The organism is Streptomyces sp. 3214.6 (assembly GCF_900129855.1).
GTDB lineage: Bacteria > Actinomycetota > Actinomycetes > Streptomycetales > Streptomycetaceae > Streptomyces > Streptomyces soliscabiei.
Genome location: NZ_LT670819.1, coordinates 2516775 through 2543025 on the forward strand (window position 1 = coordinate 2516775; position 26251 = coordinate 2543025).

At 70.2% G+C, this 26251-nt stretch carries 30 protein-coding genes and 2 pseudogenes; 9 read left to right on the forward strand and 23 right to left on the reverse strand.

The window, feature by feature from the left end; all coding sequences use genetic code 11:
* Positions 1–49 precede the first annotated feature (49 nt).
* Entirely contained in the window at positions 50–973 is a 924-nt protein-coding gene (locus tag B5557_RS11205) for an LLM class F420-dependent oxidoreductase (RefSeq protein WP_079658985.1), read from the reverse strand.
* Positions 974–1215: 242 nt separating this feature from the next.
* Here B5557_RS11205 and B5557_RS11210 point away from each other — a divergent pair, with 242 nt between their 5' ends.
* A complete protein-coding gene (locus B5557_RS11210; protein WP_079664719.1) occupies positions 1216–1398 on the forward strand; it encodes a hypothetical protein in 183 nt (60 codons plus the stop codon).
* Between the two features lie 58 nt (positions 1399–1456).
* Here the strand turns inward: B5557_RS11210 and B5557_RS11215 are convergent, their stop codons facing one another.
* The 5 genes from B5557_RS11215 to B5557_RS11235 form a co-directional block, all read right to left on the reverse strand.
* The gene (locus B5557_RS11215; RefSeq protein WP_079658986.1) at positions 1457–1936 is read right to left on the reverse strand and encodes a DUF6099 family protein; all 480 of its coding nucleotides are present in this window, start codon (positions 1934–1936) and stop codon (positions 1457–1459) included.
* 201 nt (positions 1937–2137) lie between these two features.
* Complete coding sequence (locus B5557_RS11220) at positions 2138–2467, reverse strand: nucleotide pyrophosphohydrolase (protein WP_079658987.1); 330 nt, start codon at positions 2465–2467, stop codon at positions 2138–2140.
* A complete protein-coding gene (locus B5557_RS11225; RefSeq protein WP_079658988.1) occupies positions 2464–3738 on the reverse strand; it encodes a biotin transporter BioY in 1275 nt (424 codons plus the stop codon). Before B5557_RS11225 ends, B5557_RS11220 begins: the two co-directional genes overlap by 4 nt.
* Positions 3739–3931: 193 nt before the next feature.
* Positions 3932–4327, reverse strand: a complete 396-nt coding sequence (locus tag B5557_RS11230; protein ID WP_079658989.1) for a cell division protein SepF — start codon at positions 4325–4327, stop codon at positions 3932–3934.
* Positions 4328–4812: 485 nt separating this feature from the next.
* Complete coding sequence (locus B5557_RS11235) at positions 4813–5328, reverse strand: YceI family protein (protein ID WP_079658990.1); 516 nt, start codon at positions 5326–5328, stop codon at positions 4813–4815.
* A gap of 114 nt (positions 5329–5442) precedes the next feature.
* On the opposite strand from B5557_RS11235, the gene B5557_RS11240 reads away from it, so the two are divergent.
* From B5557_RS11240 to B5557_RS11270, 7 genes and pseudogenes are all read left to right on the forward strand, one after another.
* Positions 5443–5982, forward strand: a complete 540-nt coding sequence (locus B5557_RS11240; RefSeq protein ID WP_079658991.1) for a MarR family winged helix-turn-helix transcriptional regulator — start codon at positions 5443–5445, stop codon at positions 5980–5982.
* A 203-nt stretch (positions 5983–6185) separates the two neighbouring features.
* Positions 6186–7022: a class I SAM-dependent methyltransferase gene (locus tag B5557_RS11245; protein ID WP_079658992.1), complete on the forward strand. Its 837-nt coding sequence runs from the start codon at positions 6186–6188 to the stop codon at positions 7020–7022.
* Positions 7023–7215: 193 nt separating this feature from the next.
* The gene (locus B5557_RS11250; RefSeq protein ID WP_443031346.1) at positions 7216–7446 is read left to right on the forward strand and encodes a hypothetical protein; all 231 of its coding nucleotides are present in this window, start codon (positions 7216–7218) and stop codon (positions 7444–7446) included.
* A 23-nt stretch (positions 7447–7469) separates the two neighbouring features.
* Positions 7470–8041 (forward strand): annotated as a pseudogene (locus B5557_RS11255) (hypothetical protein).
* 210 nt (positions 8042–8251) lie between these two features.
* Positions 8252–9079 carry a molybdate ABC transporter substrate-binding protein gene (gene modA / locus B5557_RS11260; protein ID WP_079658993.1) on the forward strand — a complete coding sequence of 276 codons (828 nt, stop codon included), beginning with the start codon at positions 8252–8254 and terminating at the stop codon, positions 9077–9079.
* Positions 9076–9954 (forward strand): molybdate ABC transporter permease subunit, encoded by an 879-nt coding sequence (modB, locus tag B5557_RS11265; protein ID WP_079658994.1) that lies wholly within the window; start codon positions 9076–9078, stop codon positions 9952–9954. The genes modA and modB overlap by 4 nt, the downstream gene beginning before the upstream one ends.
* Complete coding sequence (locus B5557_RS11270) at positions 9951–11072, forward strand: ABC transporter ATP-binding protein (RefSeq protein ID WP_079658995.1); 1122 nt, start codon at positions 9951–9953, stop codon at positions 11070–11072. Before modB ends, B5557_RS11270 begins: the two co-directional genes overlap by 4 nt.
* A 53-nt stretch (positions 11073–11125) precedes the next feature.
* Here the strand turns inward: B5557_RS11270 and B5557_RS46230 are convergent, their stop codons facing one another.
* The 16 genes and pseudogenes from B5557_RS46230 to solA all read right to left on the reverse strand — a co-directional run bounded on the left by B5557_RS46230 (position 11126) and on the right by solA (position 23179).
* Positions 11126–11341, reverse strand: a complete 216-nt coding sequence (locus B5557_RS46230; protein ID WP_231976334.1) for an alpha/beta fold hydrolase — start codon at positions 11339–11341, stop codon at positions 11126–11128.
* A complete protein-coding gene (locus B5557_RS46235) occupies positions 11338–11589 on the reverse strand; it encodes an alpha/beta fold hydrolase (protein ID WP_231976335.1) in 252 nt (83 codons plus the stop codon). The genes B5557_RS46230 and B5557_RS46235 overlap by 4 nt, the downstream gene beginning before the upstream one ends.
* A pseudogene (locus B5557_RS45915) lies at positions 11586–11798 on the reverse strand (citryl-CoA lyase); the annotation flags it as partial. The gene B5557_RS46235 and the pseudogene B5557_RS45915, both read right to left, overlap by 4 nt.
* A gap of 224 nt (positions 11799–12022) precedes the next feature.
* Positions 12023–12481 carry a nitrile hydratase accessory protein gene (locus B5557_RS11285; RefSeq protein ID WP_079658996.1) on the reverse strand — a complete coding sequence of 153 codons (459 nt, stop codon included), beginning with the start codon at positions 12479–12481 and terminating at the stop codon, positions 12023–12025.
* Positions 12478–12624 (reverse strand): hypothetical protein, encoded by a 147-nt coding sequence (locus B5557_RS43645; RefSeq protein ID WP_159424370.1) that lies wholly within the window; start codon positions 12622–12624, stop codon positions 12478–12480. Before B5557_RS43645 ends, B5557_RS11285 begins: the two co-directional genes overlap by 4 nt.
* A 249-nt stretch (positions 12625–12873) precedes the next feature.
* Entirely contained in the window at positions 12874–13266 is a 393-nt protein-coding gene (locus B5557_RS11290) for a type II toxin-antitoxin system death-on-curing family toxin (protein WP_079658997.1), read from the reverse strand.
* Positions 13263–13457 (reverse strand): ribbon-helix-helix protein, CopG family, encoded by a 195-nt coding sequence (locus B5557_RS11295; protein ID WP_079658998.1) that lies wholly within the window; start codon positions 13455–13457, stop codon positions 13263–13265. The genes B5557_RS11290 and B5557_RS11295 overlap by 4 nt, the downstream gene beginning before the upstream one ends.
* Before the next feature lie 914 nt (positions 13458–14371).
* Positions 14372–15355, reverse strand: a complete 984-nt coding sequence (locus B5557_RS11300) for a D-2-hydroxyacid dehydrogenase (RefSeq protein ID WP_079658999.1) — start codon at positions 15353–15355, stop codon at positions 14372–14374.
* A gap of 1 nt (position 15356) precedes the next feature.
* Complete coding sequence (locus B5557_RS11305) at positions 15357–16808, reverse strand: NAD-dependent succinate-semialdehyde dehydrogenase (RefSeq protein WP_079659000.1); 1452 nt, start codon at positions 16806–16808, stop codon at positions 15357–15359.
* A gap of 41 nt (positions 16809–16849) precedes the next feature.
* Positions 16850–18130 carry an NAD(P)/FAD-dependent oxidoreductase gene (locus tag B5557_RS11310; protein ID WP_079659001.1) on the reverse strand — a complete coding sequence of 427 codons (1281 nt, stop codon included), beginning with the start codon at positions 18128–18130 and terminating at the stop codon, positions 16850–16852.
* A gap of 9 nt (positions 18131–18139) precedes the next feature.
* A complete protein-coding gene (locus B5557_RS11315) occupies positions 18140–18373 on the reverse strand; it encodes a hypothetical protein (protein WP_079659002.1) in 234 nt (77 codons plus the stop codon).
* 16 nt (positions 18374–18389) lie between these two features.
* Entirely contained in the window at positions 18390–19157 is a 768-nt protein-coding gene (locus tag B5557_RS11320; protein ID WP_079659003.1) for an amino acid ABC transporter ATP-binding protein, read from the reverse strand.
* Positions 19154–20071: an amino acid ABC transporter permease gene (locus B5557_RS11325; protein ID WP_079664720.1), complete on the reverse strand. Its 918-nt coding sequence runs from the start codon at positions 20069–20071 to the stop codon at positions 19154–19156. Before B5557_RS11325 ends, B5557_RS11320 begins: the two co-directional genes overlap by 4 nt.
* 43 nt (positions 20072–20114) lie before the next feature.
* Entirely contained in the window at positions 20115–21134 is a 1020-nt protein-coding gene (locus B5557_RS11330; protein ID WP_197697301.1) for an ABC transporter substrate-binding protein, read from the reverse strand.
* Positions 21135–21233: 99 nt separating this feature from the next.
* Positions 21234–21914 carry a haloacid dehalogenase type II gene (locus tag B5557_RS11335; RefSeq protein WP_079659004.1) on the reverse strand — a complete coding sequence of 227 codons (681 nt, stop codon included), beginning with the start codon at positions 21912–21914 and terminating at the stop codon, positions 21234–21236.
* A 128-nt stretch (positions 21915–22042) separates the two neighbouring features.
* Positions 22043–23179, reverse strand: coding sequence for an N-methyl-L-tryptophan oxidase (gene solA, locus B5557_RS11340; protein ID WP_079664722.1), 1137 nt, complete (start codon positions 23177–23179; stop codon positions 22043–22045).
* A 279-nt stretch (positions 23180–23458) separates the two neighbouring features.
* Between solA and B5557_RS11345 the strand changes: the two genes are divergently transcribed.
* Positions 23459–25081, forward strand: coding sequence for a PucR family transcriptional regulator (locus tag B5557_RS11345; protein WP_079659005.1), 1623 nt, complete (start codon positions 23459–23461; stop codon positions 25079–25081).
* Positions 25082–25124: 43 nt separating this feature from the next.
* On the opposite strand, the gene B5557_RS11350 is transcribed toward B5557_RS11345, so the two are convergent.
* Positions 25125–26183, reverse strand: a complete 1059-nt coding sequence (locus B5557_RS11350) for a tartrate dehydrogenase (protein ID WP_079659006.1) — start codon at positions 26181–26183, stop codon at positions 25125–25127.
* Positions 26184–26251: the final 68 nt, after the last annotated feature.

Sequence of the window (26251 nt, forward strand, 5' to 3'; positions counted from 1 at the left end):
GATGACGCCCGGTCTTCGTCTGCGTCGGCCGGGCCTGCGAGAGGTGCGCTTACGACAGCTGGGCCTGCACCTGGGCGGAGATCAGCTCCAGATGGTCCAGGTCGTGCAGGTCGAGGACCTGGAGGTAGATCCGCCGGGACCCGGCCTCCATGTAGCGGCCGATCTTGTCGACGACCTCGGCCGGGGAGCCGGCCAGCCCGTTGGTCTTCAGCTCGTCGACCTCACGGCCGATCGCGGCGGCGCGCCGGGCGAGCTCCGCCTCGTCCTTGCCGACGCAGACGACGAGGGCGTTGGAGAGGGTGATCGCGTCGGCGTCGCGGCCGATCTCCGCCGCGGCTGCCCGCACCCGGCCGAACTGCCGCTCGCTGTCCTCGATCGTGCCGAACGGCATGTTGAACTCGTCGGCGAACCGGGCGGCCAGCCGCGGGGTGCGGGTCGCGCCCGTGCCGCCGATCAGCACCGGGATCTTCGGCTGCGCGGGCTTGGGCAGTGCGGGCGAGTCGGTGAGGTCGTAGTACGTACCGTGGAATTCGAAGGTCTTGCCGAGCTCCGTGCCCCACAGGCCCGTGACGATCTCCAGCTGTTCCTCCAGGCGGTCGATCTTCTCCTTCGGGAAGGGGATGCCGTACGCCGTGTGCTCCGCCTCGAACCAGCCTGCGCCCAGGCCCAGTTCGACGCGTCCGCCGGACATCTGGTCCACCTGTGCGACCTGGATGGCGAGAACGCCGGGCAGCCGGAAGGTGCCGGCGGTCATCAGCGTGCCGAGGCGTATGCGCTTGGTCTCGCGGGCGAGGCCGGCGAGGGTGATCCAGGCGTCCGTGGGGCCCGGCAGGCCGCTCACGTCGCCCATCTTCAGATAGTGGTCAGACCGGAAAAAGGCATCGAACCCGAGGTCTTCGGTGGCCTTCGCCACGGTGAGGAGGGTGTCGTAGGTCGCGCCCTGCTGGGGCTCGGTGAAGATACGCAGATCCATGCCTCCATCCTGCACGCCGGGTTTCCCGTCGGTCCCACCGGTCCCCCGGGCCCCGCCGCTCCCCTGTCGGGTGAAAAACGCCCGTGCCGTGCGTGGGGGGTTGCCCGGCCCAGTGACCTGCCTCAGCAGTGATCGTTGGCGTGGGCGGAGCCGGACCGCCCGGCGCCCGCGCCCGGCTGGTCAGCGCCGGGACGTCACCCGCATCGGCCCTCCTCACGGGGGCCAGGGCCGAGGAGGCCGTCATGTCCGAAGAGACCGTGCCGCAGCAGGGCGGGGGCGCCGCCGCAGCCCAACCGAAGGGGTTGTTGCAGCAGATGGAGGAGCTCATGGCGGCGCTGAACGCGGACCTTTCGGCACTGGACGCGGACTTCCAGTCGGCCGGGGCCGCGCAGCGGACGGCGAGCGAGGAGGGCGTCGCGGACTGAGCCCGTCTGCCGTCCCGCGCTCGGCCCGCCGGGTCTCCTTCCCGCCCGGTCACCATGCTCACCGTTCCGGCAGGGCGCCCTCCCTCTCCTCTCGTTCCTCTCTCGCCGCCAGCTTGCGCAGCATCTCCAGGACCCGGTCCCTGGATTCGTCCGCCGCGTCGATGGCCTCCATGCACTGCCAGTACGTGCCCTGGTCGTCCACCGAGCTCGCCAGGCCGACCAGGGCGATGCCGACCTCGCCGAGCAGGCCGCTCAGGTCGAGCAGGGCGCGGCGGGCGTCGTCCAGTGCGGTGAGCCGGGCGGCGAGCAGGTCCCCGGTGTCGAGGTCCGGCGCCCCCAGCACACCGCAGCCTCTGCCGGCCAGTTCCGTCAGTCCCAGGGCCTCGCCGCGCAGTTCGGGCGGGCCCGAGACGGCGAGGCGGCTGCCGATCGCCTGCGCCAGGGCCTGTGCCTGCCACGCCTCCCTGAGGATCTCCGCTCCTCCGCTGCTTCCCGCGAGCGCGCGCTTGCTCGTCAGGATGAGCCACACCGCGTCCATGCGCTGCCCCCGTCTGCCCCGACGTGCTCTGCGCACGTCCGCCTGAAATACCGTGCCCACTACCCAGAGTGAGGGTCTGTGGGGCGAAAAGCCAGAGGAAGGGGGAAATCTGTGGACAACAAATCGGTTTCGGTCCGCTTGTTGATTACGGAGAGTGAAAACGGACCGGATGGCTCCCGTGCGAGAGGCGGCGAGGGGCCGTTACGGCGCCGGGAACCTGCGCTCGTTGCGGTCGATCTTCGCGTCCAGGGCGGTCAGCGGATCGATCCCGAGCACCTCGCACAGTTGCAGCAGATACGCGAGCACGTCGGCGACCTCGTCGGTCACACGGTGCGCGGTGTCCGGGTCGTCCATCACCCGCGTCGACTCCTCCGGCGTCAACCACTGGAAGATCTCAACCAGTTCGGACGCCTCCACACTGAGCGCGGCGACGAGGTTCTTGGGGGTGTGGAAGGGCTGCCAGTTCCGCGCGGCCGCGAACTCGGCCAGTCTGCGCTGCAGCTTCGCCACGTCGAGGTGTTGTTCTGTCACGGACCCAGGTGTACCACCGTCACTCCGTCCGTCCGGGCGGCCCACGACCCGTCGCTGACCGCGCCGACGCAGCGGATGTGGCCGCGTTCGGCCATCCGCACGGCGAGCCGCAGCAGTTCGGCGCGCTGCGACACGTCGAGGCCCCGGTCGAGGCCGTCGGCGAGGAGGGTGAGGGTCTGCATCGCGGCAGGCACCTCGCCGACCGGATCCACGTCGAGGACGCCCGGCCCGGTGAGCAGCACCAGCGCGAGGGCGACGTAGCGCAGCTCGCCGTATCCGAGCCGGGCGAGTTCCGTGCGGGTGCCGTCGGCGCGATCGAGCAGCGCGCGGACCGTGCCGTCGGCGAGCGGCTCGGCGCGCAGGTCCACGACCGCTCGTCCCGCGACCCGGCCGGCTCCGGCGGACAGCGCGGCCACCAGTTGCGCGTGCCGACGACCGCACTCCTCCCGGGTGCGCCACAGGACGTCGGCGAGGTTGTCGCAGCCCGCGAGGAGCCGACCGGAGCCGGTGGGGACGGGGGAGCCCATCCAGTCGGGCTGCGGATCGCAGGCGAAGACGGACCGCAGGGCGACGACCATCTGTTCGGCGGCGGCGAGCACCTGCCGCTGTCCGTCGGTCTTGCCGGCCACGCGCAGTGGCAGCAGCGCGGTGCCGAGGCGGTCGTCGGGCAGCGGGGCGCGGGTCACCGGTGCGGGGCCGCCGGTGTGCCAGGCGGCCTGCACCGTGCGGCGGCCGGGATCGCGCAGGGCCGTCTCCAGCAGGACGGTGCCGCCCGCGCTCAGCCGCTCCCCCACGATGCGCAGCTCGGGCTCTGCCTGCACGGCGATGTCGAGCCGGACCGGTCCGCCGGGTCCGTCGGCCGTGCATCCGATACGGAACCCCCGGCGACGCTGGGCGTCGGGCCTGGCCCCCTGCGGCACGCACGCGGCCGGATCGGCGAACACCTCGGCCAGCCGGGCCCCGCCGCCGAGCCGCGCCAGCGCCTCGTACGCCCGCAGCGCGCTGCTCTTGCCGCTCCCGCTTGCCCCGACGAACAGCGTGACGGCCCCGAGCGGATACCGGGCCCGGCGATGCCCCGCGAAGGCGGAGAGCCGCAGCTCCGTGACACAGGGCCGGACGTAACGCACCGACGCTGAGGCCGTGGACGGCTCCTTCGCGGGCGGCCCCGCGGGCGGCCCCTGCGCGGGCAAGGTAGGCGAGGCGTCCCCGACGGGCGGCCCGTCGGACGCGGCGTGCGGTGAGGGCGCGGAGGAGGTGAACGGCGAGGCCATATGCGGACGGTAGGACTCCGCCACCAGGCGAACCGTTCCGCCGCGACAAGCTTCCTACGATCGGGGGACCGCGAGGGGCGGGCTCGAAGCGGCGGGCGGCCGGGGCAGGCCGGGCGCGCGCCTGCGCGGGCGCGCCCGGTTGCGCGGGCGCGCCGGGATGCGCGGGCGCGCCGGGATGTCAGGCGCCGATGTGTCAGGCGCCGGGCATGCCCGCTCCCTCCATGATGCCGCTGACCTCGGTGCCCGGTGGGGTCAGGAGGAAGACGTTGCGGTCGACCCGGTGCATGCCGCTGGCCAGGCCGAAGACGACTCCGGTGGAGAAGTCCAGGACGCGCTTGGCGGTGTCGGTCTCCGCGCCCGTCAGGTCGAGGAGGACCGGGATGCCCGCCATCAGCGTCTCGGCGACCTCCCGCGCGTCCGCGAAGACGTTGACCCGCAGCACGACGAAGCGGCGCCGGGTCTCCGTCTCCGCGTCGGGCAGCGCGCGATGGTCCACCGCCGAGGGCCACGCGTCCCGGCCGCGCAGCGGAACGACCTGTGCGAGCCCTTCCCACTGTTCATCGGTGACGTCGTAACGGTTCACCGGCACCCCCCGAACTGACTCGCCTTCAATGCGTGCACCAGCCAATTCTTACGCCAAGTCACCCGTTCGGCCCAACAGCGACACGGACCGCCACCGCTCCGGCCCGCACACAGCAGCTTCTCACTCCCCGCGTTGGCGCTGCTGATCCCGGTGGTGGTGCGCCGGCCGCGGATCGGGCGGGGCGGGCGGCTCGGCGGGGCCGGGATCGCGCGGGCGGCGGCGGGCGTGCTGCCCTGGTTCGCCTTTCCGCGGTCACCACGCCCCTTGCGGCGGGGAGTCCGCCGCTGGACATGCGGCTCACGTCGGTCCGGCGGGCCTCGCCGACTGCCGTGTCCCTGCCGGCAGTTCGGGTCGAGAACCGCCGTCAGGGAAGTTCCGCTTCCCGCGTGCGGGCGTACGGGTCCGGCTGCGGGTCTTCACGGGGGCGCCGCAGACGTTGTCGAGCAGGTACGCGGACAAAGCTCTTCGTGCGATGTCGAATTGACGGAGCGTCAGCCAGCTGCGCGGGTAAAGCGGAGGGTGGCGGTGACGGTGGTCAGGCCGCGGATCATGCCCATCTGGTTCCAGCCAAGCCCGAACTCGCTGCGGTCCACGGTGAATTCGGCGTCCAGGGTGACGGCGTCGGCGTCCGCCCGGCTCAGTCGCGCGGTGAACGACTGCGGCCGGCTGATGCCGCGCGCGGTCAGCTGACCGGACACCTTCACCGAGCTGTCGGCGCCGAGGGTGGCGGAGCGCACCGCGAAGGTGATCTCGGGGTGGTTGTCGACGTCGAAGAAGTCCGCGCCGCGCAGGTGTGCGTCCCGCTTGGCGTTCTTCGTGTCGAGGGACGTCGCGTCCAGGGTCAGGGTGCCGGTGGCGGCGCCGTCGGCGCCCACCTCGCCCCCGCCGGTGACGGCGGCGAAGACGCCCTTGACGGTGACCAGGCCCCACATCGTCTTGTGCTTCAGGGCGACGATGGAGGCGCCTGCGTCGAGCTGCCACAGTCCGGTTTCCACGGCGACGGTCATGGCGTTCTCCTCGGTAGTCCAAATTTGGATGATGCTGCCGCGACCACGCTAGCCGGTCATCCAAATCTGAACAACCAGGTCGTGCAAATTTGGACTACGGATACAATCGGAACCATGGCAGAGCCCGCTGAACACCCCGTCGACCTGCCCCCCGGTCCGTCCTTGCAGGACGCCGGGAGCGGGCTGCTGCCACCCGAGCTGCGCGGCTGGATGCTGCTGCTGGCCGCGACGGGGGCGGTGGAACAGCGCCTGCGGACGGTGGTCAAGGAGCGGCTCGACGTCTCGCACGACGAGTTCCTGGTCCTGTGTCTGCTGGCGGAGCAGCCCCGGCAGGGCCTGCGGATGACCCGGATCGCGGAGCTGCTGGGGCGCCCCAAGACCCGGCTGACATATCAGATCGCCTGCCTCCAGCACGCCGGACTGGTATCCCGCCAGTCGGTCTGCGGCGACAAGCGCGGCATAGAGGTCACCCTCACCGACAAGGCCCGCCGACTGCTGCGCGAGGCGGCCGACACGCTCGCCGGGACGGTCACCGAGGCGCTGGCCCATGCCATGGGTCCCGAGCAGTGCGCCGCGCTGAGCGGGCTGATTCCGGGCGCGGCCGCCAAGGAAACAGCGGCGGCGGAGTCGGAGCCCGCCGCGGCCTCCGACTGAGTCCGGCGGGGTCGTCCCCCGCGCCGGCAGCCCCGGCTTCGCCGGCCCGCTCGACCGATCGATCCAGATCGACGGCCACGACATCGGCTATCGGGTCATCCAACGCCCCGACGGCGCCTACCAACTCTCCACGTACCGGCTCAATCCCTGAGCAAGGGTCGTGGCTGCGGCGGATGAGGCAGGGGGGCGGGGATCGTGGTGCCATGAAGGAACAGCGGTGTGACGTGTGGGCGGTCGGGGCCGCGTACGAGCGGTACATGGGTCGGTGGAGCCGGCTCGTCGCGGAGGAGTTCGCGGCGTGGCTCAGCTGCGAGGACAGGCTGCGGTGGGTGGACGTGGGTTGCGGTACCGGTGTGCTGACGGCCACGATGGCGGCCCGGTGCCGGCCGCGTTCGACGGTGGGCGTCGACCGGTCCGAGGGGTTCGTGAGCTCGGCCCGGACCACAGCTCCGGCGTCGGCGTCGGTGTGCTTCGTCGTGGGAGACGCGCTGTCGCTTCCCGTGCGTGACGGCGTATGCGATGTGGCTGTCAGCGGCCTCGCCCTGAACTTCCTTCCCGTACCGACCGCGGCGGTGGCGGAAATGGTCCGGGTGGTCCGGCCGGGCGGCCTGATCGCGGCGTATGTGTGGGACTACGCCGACGGCATGGGGTTCCTTCGCCGCTTCTGGGACGCCGCCGTCGAGGTGGATCCGGCCGCGGCCGCGCTGGACGAGGGCCGCCGGTTCCCCGTATGCCGTCCGGAGCGGTTGCGTGCGCTGTGGGCAGATGCGGGGCTGGTCGATGTGTCGACCGTTTCGATCGAGGTGGCCACTGTGTTCACCGACTTCGCCGACCTGTGGGACCCCTTCCTGGCGGGGCAGGGCCCCGCACCGGGCTACGTGGCCGCCCTCGCACCGGCCGACCGGGAGCGGGTGCGTGAGGCGCTCAGCGCGGCTGTCCCCAGGAAGCCGGACGGTTCCATCGCGCTCACGGCCCGAGCGTGGGCGGTGAGCGGCCGCAGGGCCGTCGACGTCAAGGGCCGTCCCGGTGTTCCCTGTTGAGGTCGCGCCGGTGGCCGGCGCTCGACGGGGAGCGTGGGCCGGTGTCAGGTCAGCGCACCGGACTCGGCCGTACGACCGTGTCGGAGGCGTTCTCGCCCAAGGGCCCTGTGTCGTCCGAACAGACGGTGGCCACACTGGCCCGCGGGCTGATGCTCCCGGTGGAGGAACTGCTGGAACTGCAGCCCCGAGCGCCGTGCGCGGCACGACCGGGTTCGACCCGCGTTCCCTGCCCTACGATCGCGTCCCCGCGCTGGTCGAGGAGGCCAGGGCCACCGTCGGCGTCGACTCACCGCGGAGCTGGCAGCTGACCGCCGACGGCGTCACCGGCTCCCTCACGCTCAGGATCGTGGTGACCGGCGACGGCGGCACGGGAACGCTGGAGACGGACGGCCAGGGCAAAGTACTGCGGCGCAGCGGCAGTTGAGCGGATCGTCAGGAGGAGGGCGCATGGGGTGGGACCAGTTCCTGCTGCTGTGGTGTGCGGTGTGGGGTGTGGGGTGTGGGGTGTGGGGTGTGGGGTGTGGGGTGTGGGGTGTGGCGGCGCTGGTCGGGTACGGCATGTCGCTGGCCGGGGTGACCAAGGCGCAGCGGACGGTGCGGCTCAAGGGGCGGATCGAGCGGGTGCGGGAGCCCCGGCACGGCGGGTCGCGCAGCGGCGGGATATCGGTGGTCGTCTCCTATCGCGACCCGGCCTCCGGCCAGGAAGTCACGGTGACGAAAAAGATCGCCTCGGCAGGCTGGCCGCGATGGACAGCGTGCAGGGACGGGTCGTCGCGGTCCTGAAAGACGTCAGTATCGACCAGGACGACGGCCACACCTCGACCACCATCACCCCTGTCGTGTCGTTCACCACCCGCGAGGGCACGGCCGTCACGGCCCACTGCACGTCGCATCTCCCGGACCCCGCCAATGCGTACGGCCGCCACGTCACCGTCCACCACACGCCCGCCGACCCGGCCGAGTTCATGATCGTCGTGCTCGCGGCGACGGCCGTGACGGGAGTGGCGGCACTGCTCTGAGCCCCACGTATAAACGCACATGCCATGCCATCAGATCTATAATCCTGCTCATGCAAAGCGACAGGTGACTTCCTCCTTGCATCTGCGGCAGTATGATCGGCGCATGCACAGCTACCGGATCGGGGACGCGGCCGCACTGATCAGGTCGACCAACGTGGTCGTCGAGAGACCGTAGATGTGTCCGTCAGGACCAGAGGGAGTTCACCCGTGATGACCCGTTCCGCGCGCCGGACCCGCCGGATGCTGCAGGTGACCGGGGCGGGCGCCGCCGCCCTGCTGGCCCTGAGCGCCTGCTCGTCGTCCGACTCCGACTCGTCCGCGAAGTCAGGCTCCGCCGCGTCGGCCTCCGCGTCGGACAAGCTGTCCGGCACGGTGACGGTCTTCGCCGCCGCCTCGCTGAAGGAGAGCTTCACGACGCTGGGCAAGGAGTTCGAGAAGGCCCACCCGGGCACGAAGGTCACCTTCAGCTTCGGCGGCAGCGACTCCCTCGCCGCGAGCATCACCGCCGGCGCCCCCGCCGACGTGTTCGCCTCGGCCAGCCCCAAGACGATGGCGATCGTGACGGACAAGGGCGACGCGGAGGGCACGCCCGCCACGTTCGTCCGCAACCAGCTGGAGATCGCCACGCTGCCCGGCAACCCGGACAGGGTCGCGTCCCTGAAGGACCTCACGAAGTCCTCGCTGAAGGTCGTACTGTGCGACAAGACGGTGCCGTGCGGCGCCGCCGCCCAGAAGGCCCTGGACGCGAGCAAGCTGAAGCTCACGCCGGTCTCCTACGAGGAGGACGTCAAGTCGGCCCTGAACAAGGTGGTCCTGAAGGAGGCCGACGCCGCGGTGGTCTACAAGACCGATGTGAAGGCGGCGGGTGACAAGGTGGAGGGCGTGGACTTCCCCGAGTCGGCCCAGGCCGTCAACGCGTACCCGATCACCCTGCTCAAGGACTCGAAGAACGCCGAGACCGCCAAGGCGTTCATCGCGCTGGTGCGGTCCGCCGACGGCCAGAAGGTCCTGACCGAGGCCGGGTTCCTCCAGCCGTGACCTCCCCGTCCTTGGACCAGGCCGGCGCCGCGGACACTCTGACCGGTGGCCCGCGGCGCCGCCGCGTCCGCGGGGCCCCGGGGGGCTCCGGCGTCCGCAGGGGCGCCCCGCTGCCCCTTCTCCTGCCCGCGCTGATCGGGCTGGCGTTCCTGGTCCTCCCCCTCGTCGCCCTGCTGATCCGGGCCCCCTGGCGCAGCATGCCCGAGCTGCTGACCAGCACCGAGGTGTGGCAGGCGCTCCAGTTGTCGCTGGTCTGTGCGACGGCGGCCACCTTGGTGAGCCTGGTACTCGGGGTGCCGCTGGCCTGGCTGCTGGCCCGTGTCGAGTTCCCGGGGCGCGGCCTTCTCCGGGCGATGGTCACCCTTCCGCTGGTACTGCCGCCGGTGGTGGGCGGCGTCGCCCTGCTGATGGCGCTCGGCCGCAACGGCGTCATGGGCCGGTGGCTGGACTCCTGGTTCGGCATCACCCTGCCGTTCACCACCGCCGGGGTCGTGGTCGCCGAGGCGTTCGTGGCGATGCCGTTCCTCGTCATCAGCGTCGAGGGCACGCTACGGGCCGCCGACCCGCGCTACGAGGAGGCGGCCACGACGCTCGGCGCGTCCCGCTTCACCGCCTTCCGCCGGGTCACGCTGCCGCTCATCGCTCCCGGCATCGCGGCCGGCGCCGTGCTGGCGTGGGCCCGGGCGCTCGGCGAGTTCGGCGCGACGATCACCTTCGCCGGCAACTTCCCCGGCCGTACGCAGACCATGCCGCTCGCCGTGTACCTGGCGTTGCAGAGCGACCCGGAGGCTGCGATCGCCCTGAGCCTGGTCCTGCTGGCCGTCTCGATCGCGGTGCTGGCCGGGCTGCGTGAGCGTTGGATGACCGCCTCATGAGCAACGCCGAGAAGACCGCACGCAACGCACGCAACGCACGGAACACGCAAGACGGGCTCGGCACGCCCGCCCCGGCCGGAGAGGGGCTCGACGCCCGGCTACTGGTCGAGCGTGGCTCCTTCCGCCTTGATGTGGCGCTGACCGCGGCACCGGGTGACGTCGTCGCGCTCCTCGGTCCCAACGGCGCCGGCAAGACGACCGCCCTGCGCGCCCTCGCCGGGCTCGTCCCGCTCACCGGCGGCCACCTCCGTCTGGACGGCGCCGAGTTGCACCGCACGCCGGCGGAGTCCCGACCGGTCGGCGTCGTCTTCCAGGACTACCTGCTCTTCCCCCACCTGACCGCGCTGGACAACGTGGCCTTCGGGCCGCGCTGCCACGGCGCGACCAAGGCGGAGGCACGCGCCCAGGCCGCCGAGTGGCTGAAGCGCATGGGCCTCGCCGACCACGGCGGGAGCAAGCCCCGCAAGCTCTCCGGCGGCCAGGCACAACGCGTCGCCCTCGCCCGCGCCCTGGCCACCCACCCGCGCCTGCTGCTCCTCGACGAGCCACTCGCCGCCCTCGACGCCCGCACCCGCCTCGACGTCCGCGCCCAACTCCGGCACCACCTGGCCGCGTTCGAAGCGGTCGCCGTGCTCGTCACACACGATCCGCTGGACGCGATGGTCCTGGCCGACCACCTCGTCGTCATCGAGGACGGCCATATCGTCCAGCAGGGCAGCCCGGCCGACATCGCACGCCACCCGCGCACCGACTACATCGCCCACCTCGTCGGCCTCAACCTCTACCAGGGCGTGGCCGATGGACACACGGTCCGCGTCGACGGCGGGCCCGCGATCACGACCACCGAGGACCTCACCGGCCCGGTCTTCGTCGCCTTCCCACCCAGCGCGGTCACCCTGCACCGGGACCGCCCCACCGGCTCCAGCGCCCGCAACCTCTGGCGGTGCGAGGTCGCCGGCATGGAGACCCACGGCGACCAGATCCGCGCCGCCCTCACCGGCGAACTTCCCCTCGCCGCCGACCTCACGACGGTGGCGGCGGCGGAGCTCGATCTGTATCCGGGTGCCGCGGTGTGGGCGACGGTCAAGGCGGCCCAGACACACGCGTACCCCGCCTGACGGCCTACGGAGACGGGCGGAGCGCGGGGCCCGGACACTGAGGAACAAGCTCGTCACTGGAGCACGAGGAGAGCGGCCTGCTCGGCAAGGAATCGGGCCATTGGGTCGGGCGCGGAGTAGAACGGCGAGTGGTCGCAGTCGAGTTCGACGTAAGTGACGGCACGTGCGGCACAGGTGTGCTGTGCCTCGGGGCGTACGGTCCGGTCCGCTGCGCACACGACGTAGGCGCTGGGCACCGTCAGCCACCAGGCGTGCCGCCGCGTGCTCACCGGCCGAGATCGGCAGGCCGCCGTAGCTGTGCGCGACCAGCAGCACGGGGGCCGTGTCGTGCCGCCTCGCCTACGGCGGCTCGGACCGCCTCGGTGTCGTCGGTGAAGGAGGCGAAAGGGAGGTCGACGGCGTGGCTGCGGACGCCGGCCGCACGCAGCCGTTCTGTCACCTCCTCCCAGCACCAGGAGCCGTGGTGGGCGCCGTGCACGAGCAGGATGGAGGGCTCGCACTCCGGTGACCTGCTCATGGCAACTCTCCGGGGTACGGGTCAGGGGCGACGGGCCGGTTGTTGAGGTCGACGGAGAGGAAGACGTCGTTCGCGACCGGATGCCGCATCTCCTCGGCGAGCTGGCCGATCAGCCCCGCGGTACGGGCCAGCAGCGCGAAGCCGCGCAGCAGTGGGATGGGCAGGCCGAGGTCGGCCAGGGCGGCTCCACACACCCCGGCGTCGTTCAGCGTGGAGGGGTTGACGACGACCACGTTGGAGAGCTCGCATGCCCACAGGAACTCGGTGCGCACCCCCTCGGTGTCGGGACCGCTGTCGTGGGTGAGGATCTCGGCGATGCCTTCGTGATCCACGTCGGGATGTTTACGGGTGGTACCACAACAGCAGCCCCGGCACATGCGGATCCGCGGGCCGACACGCGTCGGCATCGACGGCGCCGGGGCTGCCGGTGTGTTCAAGTGCTGTGCCTCGGCCGGCCCCGGGCCGGATCGATTGCGATGGGCTCGGTGTGGGCCTTGTGGTGGTTACGGTTCGGCGGCTCGGCGAGGACTCGCTGGGCTTTCTCGTCGAGCGCGTCCGGTGCCAGGGCGCACTGGGTGGCCATGACGGTCTCGAGCGCGGCGACCCAGTGCTCGTAGTACGACCACGGAACCTCGCCGGTCTCGGTGTCGCTGTTCTCCCAGTCCTGGATGGAGGCGATGAGCGCGCCCTGGAACTGCGCCCATTCGAACGCCAGCGCCTGGTGGGCCGCGACCGCCATGGCGAAGGCGCGGATCTCCCACGAGAACCGGAAACCCAGCTGGCTCGGGTCGGCGCCTGGCAGACCGCAGACGAGCTCCTCGACCTGGCGCCGGGACTCACGGATCGCCTTCGGGGAGGCGTACGGGCCCGGGAGGGTGTCCGCGCCGGTCATGACGCGGCCGTGGCGACGGGACCGACGCCGATCATCGCATCGCGGGTGACCAGCTCGGCGAGTTGGCCTTGCAGGCCGCCGATACCGAGCTCCTTGCAGGCCTCGGAGGCGTCCTCGACGAGGCGGGCACGCACGGACCGCATACCGACCTCATGCATGAGCTGACGCCCTATCAAAGCGAACGTCCCATGAGCGTCAGGGCCGCCTTGCGCGGACCCTGTGAAGACCGGTGACAACACTCGCCCACCTTCCCGTCCGGGATTGGAACCGCAGGTGTCGAGCACGCCCGGCTACGCCCGAGCAACCCACGAAAACCGCAGGTCAGATCCCCTTCGCAGTAAGCTCCAGAATCGCCACGCACTCCACATGAGTCGCCCTTGCCTCGTCGAACGTCAGGAAACGGGGAACCAGGTCGCGAGGCGCTTGGCGATCGCCGGTACATCGACGTTGTCCTGCGCGACTTCCTCGACGAACGGGCCGGCCACGGAAACGGGCGGCGGGACGGTACTCGCGCTGACGCCGTTGAACCGCAGGAAGACACGCATGGCGAGCCAGGCGGTGCGCTTGTTGCCGTCGATCAGCGCATGGTTGCGGGCGACGGAGTGCAGCAGCGCCGCAGCCTTCTCGTGCAGCGTGGGATACAACTCAGCTCCGAACACATTCGTCCGGGGTCGCTCGATCGCCGACACCAGAAGGCCCATGTCACGCACGCTGTGCTCAGTACCGTTGACCGTGCGGGCGATTGCCAGTATCTCGTCGATCTGGATGTAGCGAACGTCCGTCACTTCAGGTAATCCAGGATCTCCGCATCGCTGTCCATGAGCTCGGCCAAGACGTTCTCGACCTTCAGCTCGGCCCGGTTCTGAGCGTCACGGATGGCCTCAATGGCAAGTTCTTGCTTGCTGCGGCCCTCGCGACGAGCCCGCTCGCTGAGCTTCGCGTCAAGGTCGTCGGGGAGTCGAAGTGTCATCGCCACACAGAGATGATACCAGGCCGGTATCAAGTGGCGCGGTCGGGCCGCGCTCGGCTCCGCGGAGCGTGGGACCAGGCGGCCGTGCGCATCGCCACCGCGGAGGCCCAAAGACTTCCATTTCGAGCGTCATCCGAGTGTCAAGAATCCCTCAAGAGCCACTTGAAGGCGTCGCCGTTGCAAGCGCCTCGCTCACGAATTCGCAGGTCAGAGAGCTCTCAAAGATCGATCCGTCCGCTCGAACCGCTACACGGAGGGAAACAGGTCGAAACCCACCAGAGCAACAAAACCGCAGGTCAGACACCTTTGCCCGCAGGCTCAAGCACTGCCACGCACTCCACATGGTGCGTCATCGGAAAGGTGTCGGCCTCAAGGGATCCGAGAAAACCCCTGGCCAGAGCCGGTTTCTCGGCTCATCGTCCTTCGTGCAGACGCCCAGAGCGTCAAACGAGCGTCCAGCCCGAGAGTGCGTGCTGCTCAGAGCTGAGCAGACTGCGGCAACCAGCTCACACGGAGATCCTCCCCCGCTCGCTCCGGACGCCAGCTCGCACATCATGACCCCCGCAACGTCTCCGGCCGCCATCATGGGGTCATGCCCTCCAGCCCACAGCATCCCGCACCCACACCGAGCGACCTCTCGGGTGCGGTCGCCGAGGACCTCGCGCTGTACCGGGAGAAGTTCCGGCGGCGTCTGCCGGAGTCGCTAAGACCATCGAGACCGTGCGCAAGATCTACCTGACCGTTTCATAAGCCCGGCTCAGCGAAGCGGTACGGAGCGATGGGACCGGGCGGCTACCGCCCGGTCCCATCCATGCCGATCGGCGTCCGGGTCCAGCCAGGGTGACGCAGGTCGGGGAGAGAAGAGCGAGTAGCACGCGCCCCGGCCGGTGGGAGTCACCGGCCGGGGCGCGTGCTGCTCGTCAGGCTGGGCGTGTGTCGTCGACCACGTATCCGCGCCGCTTGTCCACCACGTTGCGCAGCGGCTGGCCTTCGAGGTGGCGGGCGAAGTTGTCGAAGAACACCTCGATGAGCGCCTCCCGCTCGCTGGTGGTCTCGCCCGCCGTGTGCGGGGAGATCATCACGCCGGGCATGTTCCACAGGGAAGACTCGGCAGGCAGCGGTTCCTGGGCGAACACGTCCAGGGCTGCGCCGGCGAGCCGACCGGCGGCGAGGTGGTCGACCAGCGCCTCCTCGTCGACGAGTCCGCCACGGCCTACGTTGATCAGCCGCGCCCCCGGCTTCATGGCGGCGAGCACGGAGGCGTCGACCATGCCCCGGGTGTCCTCGGTGAGGGGTGCGGCCAGGACGACGTAGTCCGCTTCCGTCAGCGCATGGCGCAGGGTCCTCGCACCGTGGACCGTGCCGAAGTCGGGGTCGTCCGTGCGGGCCTTGCGGCCCGCGCCGCACACACGCATCCCCACAGCGCGCAGCAGCCGGGCGATGGCCCGGCCGATCGGCCCCGTCCCCCAGACGAGCGCGGTGCGTCCGGTGATGCCGTCGCTGGGGCGCGGACGCCACTCGCGGCGCCGCTGGTGCTCCCAGGTGCCGGGGAAGTCCTTGGCGAGGGCGAGGATCATGCCGAGGACGTACTCGGCGGTCGGCTGTTCGTAGACCCCGCGGGCGTTGGTCAGGACAACGTGCGGATCGTCCACCAGGGCGGGGAACAGGAAGGAGTCGACGCCCGCGGAGGACGCGTGGACCCAGCGGGGCGCCTTCTGCGGATCGTCGGGCCACGCCTCCCGGAGGGCCGGGGTGATGGTCACCCAGGCCAGGAGGACGTCGGCGCCGGGGAGGAGGTGGGGCAGTTCCTCCTCGGTCGCGTAGACGGTGTCCGCGAGGCGTTCGATGCGTGCGGTGGCGGGGGGCCGGTTGCCGCGGTAGAGGACGACGAGTCGCTCGCGCATGTCAGGCTCCGACGGGGACGGCCAGGTACTTGTACTCCAGGAACTCGTCGATGCCGACGCGTCCGCCCTCGCGGCCCAGACCGGACTGCTTGACGCCGCCGAAGGGCGCGGCGGGGTTGGAGACCAGTCCGGTGTTGATGCCGATCATGCCGCTTTCGAGTCGTTCGGCGACACGCAGGGCACGGTCGAGGTGCTGGGTGAACAGGTAGGCGGCCAGGCCGAATTCGGTGTCGTTGGCGGCGGCGACGGCCTCGTCCTCGGTCTCGAAGGTGCGGATCGCGGCGACGGGGCCGAAGATCTCGTTGCCGACGATCGCGGCGTCGGGGGCGATGCCCGTGAGGACGGTGGGCGGGTAGAAGCAGCCCGGCCCTTCGGGCAGTTCACCGCCGGTCAGGACGGTGGCACCGCGCTTGACGGCGTCCTGCACCAGGTCGTGGGCCTTGCTGCGGCCGACGGCGTCGATGAGGGGGCCGACGTCGGTGCCTGGTTCGGTGCCGGGCCCGACGGTGAGGGCGGCCATGCGGGCTGCGAGGCGGGAGGCGAACTCCTCGGCGACGGCGGTGTGGACGAGGATGCGGTTGGCCGCGCAGCAGGACTCGCCCATGTTGCGCATCTTGGCGACCATGGTGCCCTCGATCGCCACGTCGAGGTCGGCGTCGTCGAAGACGATGAGGGGGGCATTGCCGCCCAGTTCCATGGAGGTGCGGATGACGGTGTCGGCGCACTGGGCCAGCAGGATCCGGCCGACCTGGGTGGAGCCGGTGAAGGAGAGCTTGCGGATCTTCCCGCCGCGCAGGAGGGGTTCGACGACGCCGGCGGCGTCGGAGGTGGTGACGATGTTCAGCACGCCGGCCGGCAGGCCCGCTTCGGTGAGGATCTCCGCCAGTGCGAGGCTGGTCAGCGGGGTCTGGGGGGCGGGTTTGAGGACGATGGTGCAGCCGGCGGCGACGGCGGGGCCGATCTTGCGGGTGCCCATCGCCAGGGGGAAGTTCCAGGGGGTGACGAGCAGGCAGGGGCCGACGGGCTGACGGGTGACCAGCAGCCGGTTCCTGCCGTCGGGGGCGGTCATCATGCCGCCGTCGATACGCACGGCTTCCTCGGAGAACCAGCGGAAGAACTCCGCGCCGTAGGCGACCTCGGCACGCGCCTCGGCCAGGGGCTTGCCCATCTCCAGGGTCATCAGCAGCGCGAGGTCCTCGGTGCGCGCGACGATGATGTCGTAGGCGCGGCGCAGGATCTCACTGCGTACGCGCGGCGGGGTGGCGGCCCAGGCGGTCTGCGCGGCGACCGCCGCCTCGACCGCACGTCGACCGTCGGCGGGTGAGGCGTCGGCGACCCGGCACAGTTCCTCGCCGGTGGCCGGGTCGTCGACGGACAGGGTCCGGCCGGACTCCGCGTCCTGCCAATCGCCGCCGATGAACAGCTGCTTGGGAACATCACGGACGACAGTCATCGTGGGTATCTCCTTGTAGGTGTAGAGAGGCTGCCGACCGGTCAGCGGACGCGGTCGAGCGTCTTGTAATAGGCGCCCGCGAAGGGCAGGAACCAGGCAGTGCCGTTGTAGAGAGGGATGCGAGGCGGTGCGATGTCGCGGACGGGGTTGACCTCGGGGTGGCCGTCCAGCACCTCGGCCATGACCTGCCCCATGTGGGTGGCCATCTGCACGCCGTGGCCGGCGTATCCCATGGAGTAGTGGACGCCGTCCTCGCTCTGCCCGGCGTGCACGATGCGGTCCATGGCGAAGCCGACGGAGCCGCCCCACACGTACTCGATCCTGGTTCGGGAGAGCTGGGGGAAGATCTCGCACATCTCACGGAACAGGACGGCCCCGCTCTTCTTGTCCGAGGTGGGGTCGGACGGTGCGAAACGGGCGCGGCCGCCGAACAGCAGCCGGTTGTCCGGAGTGAGCCGGAAGTAGTGGCAGACCTTGTTGGAGTCGACGATGAGGCGGGCCCTGGGGATGATGTCCCGGGCGAGCTCCTCGCCGAGCGGCTCGGTGACGATGATGAAGCTGCCCACGCAGACCTGCTGTCGGCGCAGCCACGGGAAGTTCTTGTCGGTGTAGGCGTCGGTGGCCATCATGACCTGTCCGGCACGGATGACTCCGCGTTCGGTGCTGACCTCGAACCGGCCGGCGGCGGTACGCCGCACGCCGATGGCCGCGTTGCGCTCGTGGATCTCCACACCGGCGCGCTCGCACGCCTCGGCCATGCCGCGCACGAAGCGGCCGACGTGCAGGGCGGCACTGAACGGGTCGAGCAGGCCGCCGTGGTAGGCGTCCGAGCCGATCTCGGAACGCAGCTCGGACTTGCCGAGCAGCGTGGTCTCGTGTCCGAAGTACTTGGCCAGGTCGCGCTGTTGGGCCCTCTTGCTCTCGAAGTGGGCGGGACGGGACGCGACGCCCAGACGTCCGACGCGGCGGAACTGGCAGTCGATGGACTCCTCGTTCACGAGCCGCTCGACGGTGTCCACGGCCTCGCCGTAGGAGTTGTAGATCTCGCGGGCCCGTTCGAGTCCGTACCGGCGGATGGCCTGGCCCACGCCGATGGTGAAGCCCAGGTTGGCCATACCGCCGTTGCGGGCGGAGGCGCCGGAGCCGATCTGGCCCTTCTCGACGAGGGTGACGCGGGCGCCCTTGCGGGCGGAGTGCAGGGCGGTGGACAGACCCGTCAGACCGGCGCCGACAACCACCAGGTCGGTGTCCTCGGTCAGCGGCTTGCCGGACCGGTCGGGAAACGCCCCGGCGGTTTCTATCCAGTAGGGAATGGTCTTCATGTCCGGTCCTTAGCGGGGAGTTTCGAAGGAGGCGCGGCCGGGCAGCACCAGGGGCCCGGCCGACGGCGATGTCAGTTGCGAGGGCGAGGACGCCAGGGCGATGAGGACCGTGGTGACGGCTGTGACGGTCGGGGCGACGTCGAAACGGGGGGCTTTGGAGACCAGGACCGGCAGGGCGCGGGTGTCACGTTCACCGCAGTCGGTCAGCGTCTCCTCCAGCCTCGCTGCCGGAGCCGCTGCCACCCGTCGGTGCCACTGCCTACAGCACCCTTTCGAGGAAGGCCTGGGTGCGTTTCTCACGGGGGTTGGCCAGCACTTCGCGGGCGTCGCCGCGTTCGACTGCGATGCCTTCGTCCATGAAGAGCACTTCGTCGGCGACCTCGCGGGCGAAGCCCATCTCGTGGGTGACGAGCAGCATGGTCATTCCGTTGCCGGCGAGGTCGCGCATGACGGCGAGTACTTCACCCACGCGCTCGGGGTCCAGCGCGCTGGTGGGTTCGTCGAACAGCATGATGGTGGGTTCCATCGCCAGCGCGCGGGCGATGGCCACGCGCTGCTGCTGACCGCCGGAGAGTTGAGCGGGGTACTTGTGGCCGCACCCCTCGAGGCCGACCTTGGCCAGCAGCTCTTGTGCCTGCTCCCGGCAGGTGGCGCGGTTTTTCTTCTGCACCAGCACCGGTCCGGACATGACATTGCTTTCGGCGGTCATATTGGGGAACAGGTTGAACTGCTGGAACACCATGCCGATGCGGGCCCGCTGCTCGGCCAGCCGCTGCGGGCGGACGGCGTGGTAGGCGTCGTCCTTCTCGACGTAGCCGAAGTCCTCTCCATTGACGCGCAGGACGCCTCGGTCGACGGTCTCCAGCCCGTTGACGCACCGCAGCAGCGTCGATTTGCCCGAACCGCTCGGCCCGATGATGCAGGAGATCTCCCCGGCCGCGACGGTCAGGTCGATGTCACGCAGGACCTGGTGACGTCCGAAGCTCTTGCACAGCTTGCGTGCGACGATCGTTCCGTCGGCGTTCACAGCAGTGACTCCCTCGTGGTGGGAACTGGCTGGCCCGCCCCCGGCTCGGCCGAGGCGGCTGCCGGGGTCAGCCGGGCCCGGGTCGAGCGGGAGAAACGGCGCTCGATCATGGACTGCGGCACGCTCAGCACCAGCGTCATGATCAGGTACCAGAGGCTCGCCACGATCAGCAGCGGAATCGTCTGGTAGTTGCGGGCGTAGATCGACTGTGCGCTGTTCAGCAGGTCGGCGACGCCGAGCACGCTCACCAGCGAGGTCTCCTTGAGCATGCCGATCACCTGGTTGCCGGTGGCCGGGATGACCGCCGGCATGGTCTGCGGGATGATCACATGCCGGAGCTTGGTGAACCCCGACATGCCCAGGGACTCCGCGGCCTCGTGCTGTCCTCGGCTGACCGAGGCGAACCCGCCGCGGATGATCTCGGACATGTACGCGGCCTGGTTCAGCGTCAGCCCCATGACGGCCGCGGTCATCGGGGTCATGATCGCGTTCACGTTCACCGGCGTGGAGACGTCGGTGAACGGGATGCCGACGGAGAGGTTCGGGTACAGCGCCGCGATGTTGAACCAGAAGACCAGCTGCACGAGCACCGGGGTGCCGCGGAAGAAGGCGATGTAGAGCTGGGCCAGCCCGGAAATGGGTCGCTGGTGCGACATGCGCATCACCGCCAGCACCAGCCCCAGCAGCGTGCCCAGAGCCATGCTCGCCACAGTCAGAAGCAGCGTGACCAGCAGGCCGTTGAGTATGGTCGCAGTGGTGAAGTAGCTGAACACCACCGGCCAGCGATAGTTCTCGTTCGTCACCGCGGTCCACACGAGACCGGCGACGATCGCGATCGCGACGGCCCAGGCGACGTAGTCGCGCGGTCGTTTCGGCGTGATCCGCTTCTTTTCTTCGGCCAGCAGTTGTGACACGGGTCGGCTCCTGGACTTCGTACCGATCAGATCCGTGGACATGTCAGTCCTGCGGGACGGCCATGGCCGCGGTCTTGATCCCGAGGTCCTTGAGACCCCAGCGGCCCAGCGCCTGGGTGTACTTGGGGTCGTCGATGATCGACTGGATGGCGGCCTTCACCGCGGGGGTCAGCGGCGAGTCCTTCTTCAGCGCGACGGTCGCGGGCTTGGTGGCCACCAGGGGCTTGAGGACGTCGAACGTCTTGGGCTGCTGCGCGGCCGCCCACTCGAGCGAGATGAAGTCGTACATCACCGCGTCGATCCGCTTGGAGACCAGCTGGGTCAGAGCGTCGTTCACGCTGGGCAGGGTCACTGCCTTGATGGCCGGCTTGCCCTTGCTCGTACAGTCCTGCTCGGACAGCTGGGGCAGCCACTGCAGCTCCGCGGTGCTGCCGGAAGGGACGCCGACGCGGTGCCCGCACAGCGTGTGGGTGCCCAGCTTCTGCGGGTTGCCGTAAGGGACGGACACGCCGGTCCCGGAGTTGACGTAGTCCACCATGTCGAGCACCTTCAGCCGGTCGCTGGTGGCACCCATGGTGGAGGCGGTGAAGTCGTACCGGTTGGCTTGCAGTCCGGTGATGATGGTGTCGAACTTGACGTTGTTGATCTGGAGTTTCAGGCCGAGCTTGGCAGCGATCAGCCGGGACATGTCCGGGTTGAACCCGATCGGGGTCTTGTTGTCCGATGCCATGAACGTGGTGGGCGGGTACGCCAGGTCCATGGCCACCGAGAGCGTGCCCTTGGCCTTCACCTCCGCGGGCAGCAGCTTCACCGCGTTCTGGTCCGGCGTCACGCCCACCGAGATGTCGTCGGTGTGCTCGGCGGACGCGCTGGCTCCCCCGCCCTGCGTCGTGCCCTTCGCCGCCGCGTTCTGTGCCGTGCCGGTCGCCCCGCACGCGGCGAGCGCGAGGGCCAGGGCGGTGGTGGCGATCGGGATGCTCAGGTGTCTGTTGACCTGCATCGCGGCGGCCACGGCGCCTGCGGTGCGGAATACGTTTCTGCGGCCTGTCCGGTTGGTTTCCATGGCGGTGCCTCCTGGGGATACGGGGATACGGGGAATCCGTGTTGCGGGGACGACGTGCGGATCGGACGGGGGGGTGGGTGAGCGGGTGCGCGTCGCGTGTCAGATGCCCAGCATCTGGTTGAGCTCGTCCAGGGACCTGACGGTCACGTAGTCGTAGCCGTGGGTGACCGGGTCGCAGCCGCGGTCCAGCAGGACGAGGTTGCGGAAGCCCATGTCGTGCATCGGCATCAGGTCGTAGCGGGTGTGCGAGGAGACGTGCACGAAGTCCTCGGGGGACGCGTCGAGCTGGTCGAGCATGTACTCGAACGCGGCGTAGCGGGGCTTGTAGTAGCCGGCCTGCTCGGCGGTGAAGACGGCGTGGAAGTCGGCGCCCAGCCGCGGCACGCTTTCCGCGAGGAAGGAGTCGTCGGCGTTGGACAGGATCACCAGCTTGTAGTGCTCACCCATCTTCTTCAGCGGCTCCGGCACGTCGGCGTGCGGGCCCCAGCTGCGCACGCCGTCGGCGAGCCGCTTGCCCGCGTCCGGGGCCGCCTTGACGCCCCACTTGCGGCAGACCCCCTCGAAGGCGGCCTGCAGCGTCTGCTCGTAGGGGTAGTACGTGTCGAGGACCGAGTCGTAGCGGTAGCCGCGGAACTCCTTGACGAACTGGTCCCAGTGCTCGGCCTGGATCTGGTCGCCGACGAGCTCACGCGTGATGGGGGTCATCGGCCACTCGATCAACGTGCCGTAGCAGTCGAACGAGACGTACTTCGGACGGAACTGGAACGAGGGAATGGGCATGGAGGTGCTCCACTTTCATGCGTCGGGGGACCTGGTCAGGGCCAGCGCGGGCCCTTCTTTGGGCATGCTCATGACAGTGATGTCGGGAGTGGGAAGTGGGGGGCGATGACGTGGACAATCGCCGGGGATCAGGCGGCGCCGACTCCTGCCGTAGCAAGGAAGTCGACAGGGTGCTCCGTGGTGCCGTCGAGCGCCAGGTCGGCGGCGATCTCTCCCATCGCGGGCGAGAACTTGAAACCACTGCCGGAGAACCCGGCCATGACGATGATGCCGTCCTCGCCGGGGAGATGACCGACGATCGGGTGTCCGGACTCCGTGTAGCCCTCCATGTAGGCCGACATCCTGATGGGATCGGGGTTCAGGTCGGGCATGAGCTCACCCATGAGCTCGCGGAAGACACCGAGTTCTTCGGGGCGGACGGTACGGTCGAGCCGATCGGGCTCGGGCACCGGCGCATGGTATTTGAACGAGAGACCGAGCTTGACGGAGATGCCGTCGGGCGACGGGATTCCGAAGCAGTCGTGGGGTGCGGCGCGCACGAAGGGCGGGGCGCCGCCCGCGAACCAGTCGTGGCGGGTGGGCAGGTGCCAGGAGCAGATCACCCGGCGGACGTCGACGGTCCGGGGGAGGTCCGGGAGCAGGGTGTTGATCCAGGGGCCCACGGTCACCACGGCGGCGTCCACGTGGTCCGTGCCCAGGTCGGTGACGATGTGCACCCCGCCGCCCGCCGCGGGGACGACCTCGCGCACCGTGGTGTAGCGGTGCAGTCGGGCGCCCAGGTGCTCGGCACGGGCGGCGGCGGCCTGGATCGACGCCTCCGGCCTGATGACGGCGCCCAACCGGTCGAGGACAGCGGTGTGTCCGTCCGGGAGCCGGTGCTGCGGGTAGCGGCGGCCGAGTTCCTCCCGGTCCAAGACCTCGTGATCCAGCCCGTGCGCGGCGCTGGTGGACAGGAGGAGGCGCATGGACGGTGAGGCGGTCTCGCCCATCACGAGGCTGCCGCTGCGGCGTCGCAGCGACCGGCCCGTCTCCGCCTGGAGCTGCTCCCACATCCGGTCCGCCAGCCGCAGCAGCGGCGTGTACCCCGACTCTCCGAGGTGGACGGCTCGGTAGATACGACTCTCGCCCCCGGCCGCGCCTCGGTCGTGACCCGGTGCGTAACGGTCATAGCCGATGACCTCGGCTCCGCGGGCGGCCAGTCGCCACATGGCCTGGCTGCCCATGGTGCCGGCACCGATCACGGCGACGCGCTTCGGGATGCGCATGAGGTCGCTCCTCTCGATGGTGTGGTCCGGGTGGCAGTCGGGCCCCAGCACGGTGCGGAACACCGTGCGGACCTTTCCAGTCCGGATCCTGCTGGGGATGGCGTTCACTTTCCGCCCGGCAGAACCTGCAGGTCAACCCACACAGTGTTCCGACTCGGAGCCTTCTCGAGACGGTCTGTCACTGCGGACGGCCGCACTGCACCAATGAGGGCTCTCCTCTTGTCACGATGAGTGGCCGGTGCGAAGGTGAGCCCGATTCCCTCGGATGAAAGACCCCCTATGCCGCCCAGACACCATGCAACCGGGCACTTCCCTACCCTTAGGGAAGTACTGGGCCTGCCCGTGCTCGCCGAGGGGATGCCGCGCGTGCTGGCCGGCGAGTCGCAACTGGACAGCTTGGTGCGCTGGGTGCATGTCACCGAGCTGCTCAACCCCGCGGACTTCCTGGAGGGCGGCGAGCTGATCCTGACGACCGGTGTGCCGCATCCAGAGGACGCCTCCGAGCTGCGCGGCTACGTCGACCAGCTCGCGGATGTCGGCGCGGCCGGCCTGATCGTGGAGCTCGGTTACCGGTACCAGAAGGTGCCCCAGGAGCTGGTGGCGGCCTGCCGCGCTCGTGACGTGCCGCTGGTCGAGCTGGCCCGTGGCGTCCGGTTCATCGACGTCACGCAGGCGGTGCACGCGCTCATCCTGGACGCCCAGGGGGCCCTGCTGCGCCGCGGGAGGGACATCCAGGACATCTTCACCGCTCTGACGCTGCGCGGCGCGGACCCCGAGGAACTGGTGCACACCACCGCGGAGCTCACCGGAGCCCCCGTGGTGCTGGAGGACCTCACCCACCGGGTCCTGATGTGCGAGCTGCTCGGCCGGCCGTACGAACCGGTGGTATCGGCCTGGTCGCGGCGTTCGCGGGCCGCCCCGACGCCGGAGAGGCTCACGCCGAGCGGCCCGGAGGGGTGGCTGATCGCGCCGGTGCAGGACCACCACGGCCCGTGGGGGCGGCTGGTCCTGCTGGAGGACCGGCTGAGCGCCGAGCCCGACCCGGAACACGTCCTGGTGCTGGAGCGTGCGGCGATCGCGCTGACCATGGCGCGTCTGGCGGGGCAGGCCTGGTGGGAGCGTCGGGCCCACCGCTCCGTACTGCGAGACCTGTACGAACGGCGTTTCCGCTCCCCCGCGGACGCCCGCGCCCGCGCCGAGGCACTGGGACTGTCCACCCTCGGACACCGCCTCTTCGCCGTGGTCATCCGCCACCCGTACACCGGCACCGAGGGGGATCACCTGGACGAACGGATCGCGAAGGCGCTGACGCACACCGGCATCCGTGCCCTGGTCGGCGAGACTGCCCCTGGCCGCATCGGCGTAGTCATGGCTCTGGCACAGGCGAGCGCCTGGCAGCCGGTCGCCGAGCAGATCGGCCGCCTGACCCGGGAAGAGCTCGGACCGCGGGCAGTCGTCGCCGTCGGCCCCGGGGTGACCGACCTAGGCGGGATCGCCCGGTCGTGGCAGGAGGCGGAGCAGACGGCCGAGGCCATCACCCCGGCCTCCCCGGAGCGGTGGTTCTACGTCCCCGCCGACGTCCGGCTGCCGGAGTTGCTGGGCGTCCTGCGCGAGGACACCCGTCTTCAGCGGTACGCGGAACGGCAACTGACCCGCCTCATCGAGCACGACGACCGCAACGGCGGCGATCTGCTCCCGGCACTGCGCGCCTATCTGACGGCGGCCGGGAACAAGTCGGTGGCGGCGAAAAGCGCCGGCATGTCCCGGCAGGCGTACTACCAGCGCCTCCACACCATCGAACGGCTCCTCGGCTGCGACCTGGAATCAGGTCTGCAGCGCACGTCCCTGCATGTCGCGGTGCTGGTCCTGGACGCGGGTGAGGCTCCTGTTCCCGGCGCATGACCCCCTCGCCCAGCCGGGACGCGCAACGGCCCCAGGAGACAGCTCAGAGAAGCTCGATCAGCCTGTCGGTGAACTCGGCGGTGGTCGCGGTTCCGCCCAGGTCACGTGTGCGGGTATCGGTCTTGGCCAGGACCGACGCGATCGCGTCGGTGATGTCCCCGGCCGCGGCGGGATGGCCGAGGTGGTCGAGCATCATGGCCGCGGACCAGATCGCGCCCAACGGGTTGGCGATGCCCTGGCCTGCGATGTCGGGCGCTGAGCCGTGCACCGGCTCGAACATCGAGGGGAAGTCACCCTCGGGGTTGAGGTTGGCCGCCGGGGCGATGCCGATGGATCCGGCGACCGCGGCCGCGAGGTCGCTGAGAATGTCGCCGAAGAGGTTGGAGGCGACGACCACGTCGAAGCGGGAGGGGTCGAGAACGAACTTGGCCGCCAGCGCATCGATGTGCTCCTGGTCCCAGGTGACGCCCGGGTGCTCGGCGGACCGCTCGGCGATCAGCTCGTCCCAGAACGGCATGGTGTGAATGATGCCGTTGGACTTGGTGGCGGAGGTGAGCTTCCCTCTGCGGCGGGCGGCGAGCGAGAACGCGTAGTCGGCGATACGGGTGACCCCGGCCCGGGTGAACACCGCTTCCTGGACGGCCAGCTCCTCGGGCGTGCCCTGGTTCAGCCGTCCGCCGATCTCGCTGTACTCGCCCTCGGCGTTCTCCCGCACGACGACGAGATCGACCTCGCCCGGCCGTGCGCCGCGCACCGGACTGTCGATGCCTGCGAAGACACGGACGGGCCGGAGGTTGACGTACTGGCGAAAGCTGCGCCGTATCGGGATCAGCAACCCCCACAGCGAGACATGGTCCGGCACCCCCGGGTAGCCGACGGCGCCCAGCAGGATCGCGTCCTTGTCGCGCAGCTGGTCTATTCCGTCGGCGGGCATCATCGCGCCCTCCCGCAGGTACCGCTCGCACGACCAGTCGTACGACGTGTAGGACAGGCTGAAGCCGTGGCGGCGGCCGAGAACATCGAGCACCTGCTGTGCTGGGGGCAGTACCTCGGCGCCGATGCCGTCGCCGGGGATCAGGGCAATGCGGTGGTTCGTCGTCATGCCGTCGATTGCAGCAAGGCGGTCCGCGTGGCGTCCAAGACGCAAAGCGGATATCCCTTATAAGCGGC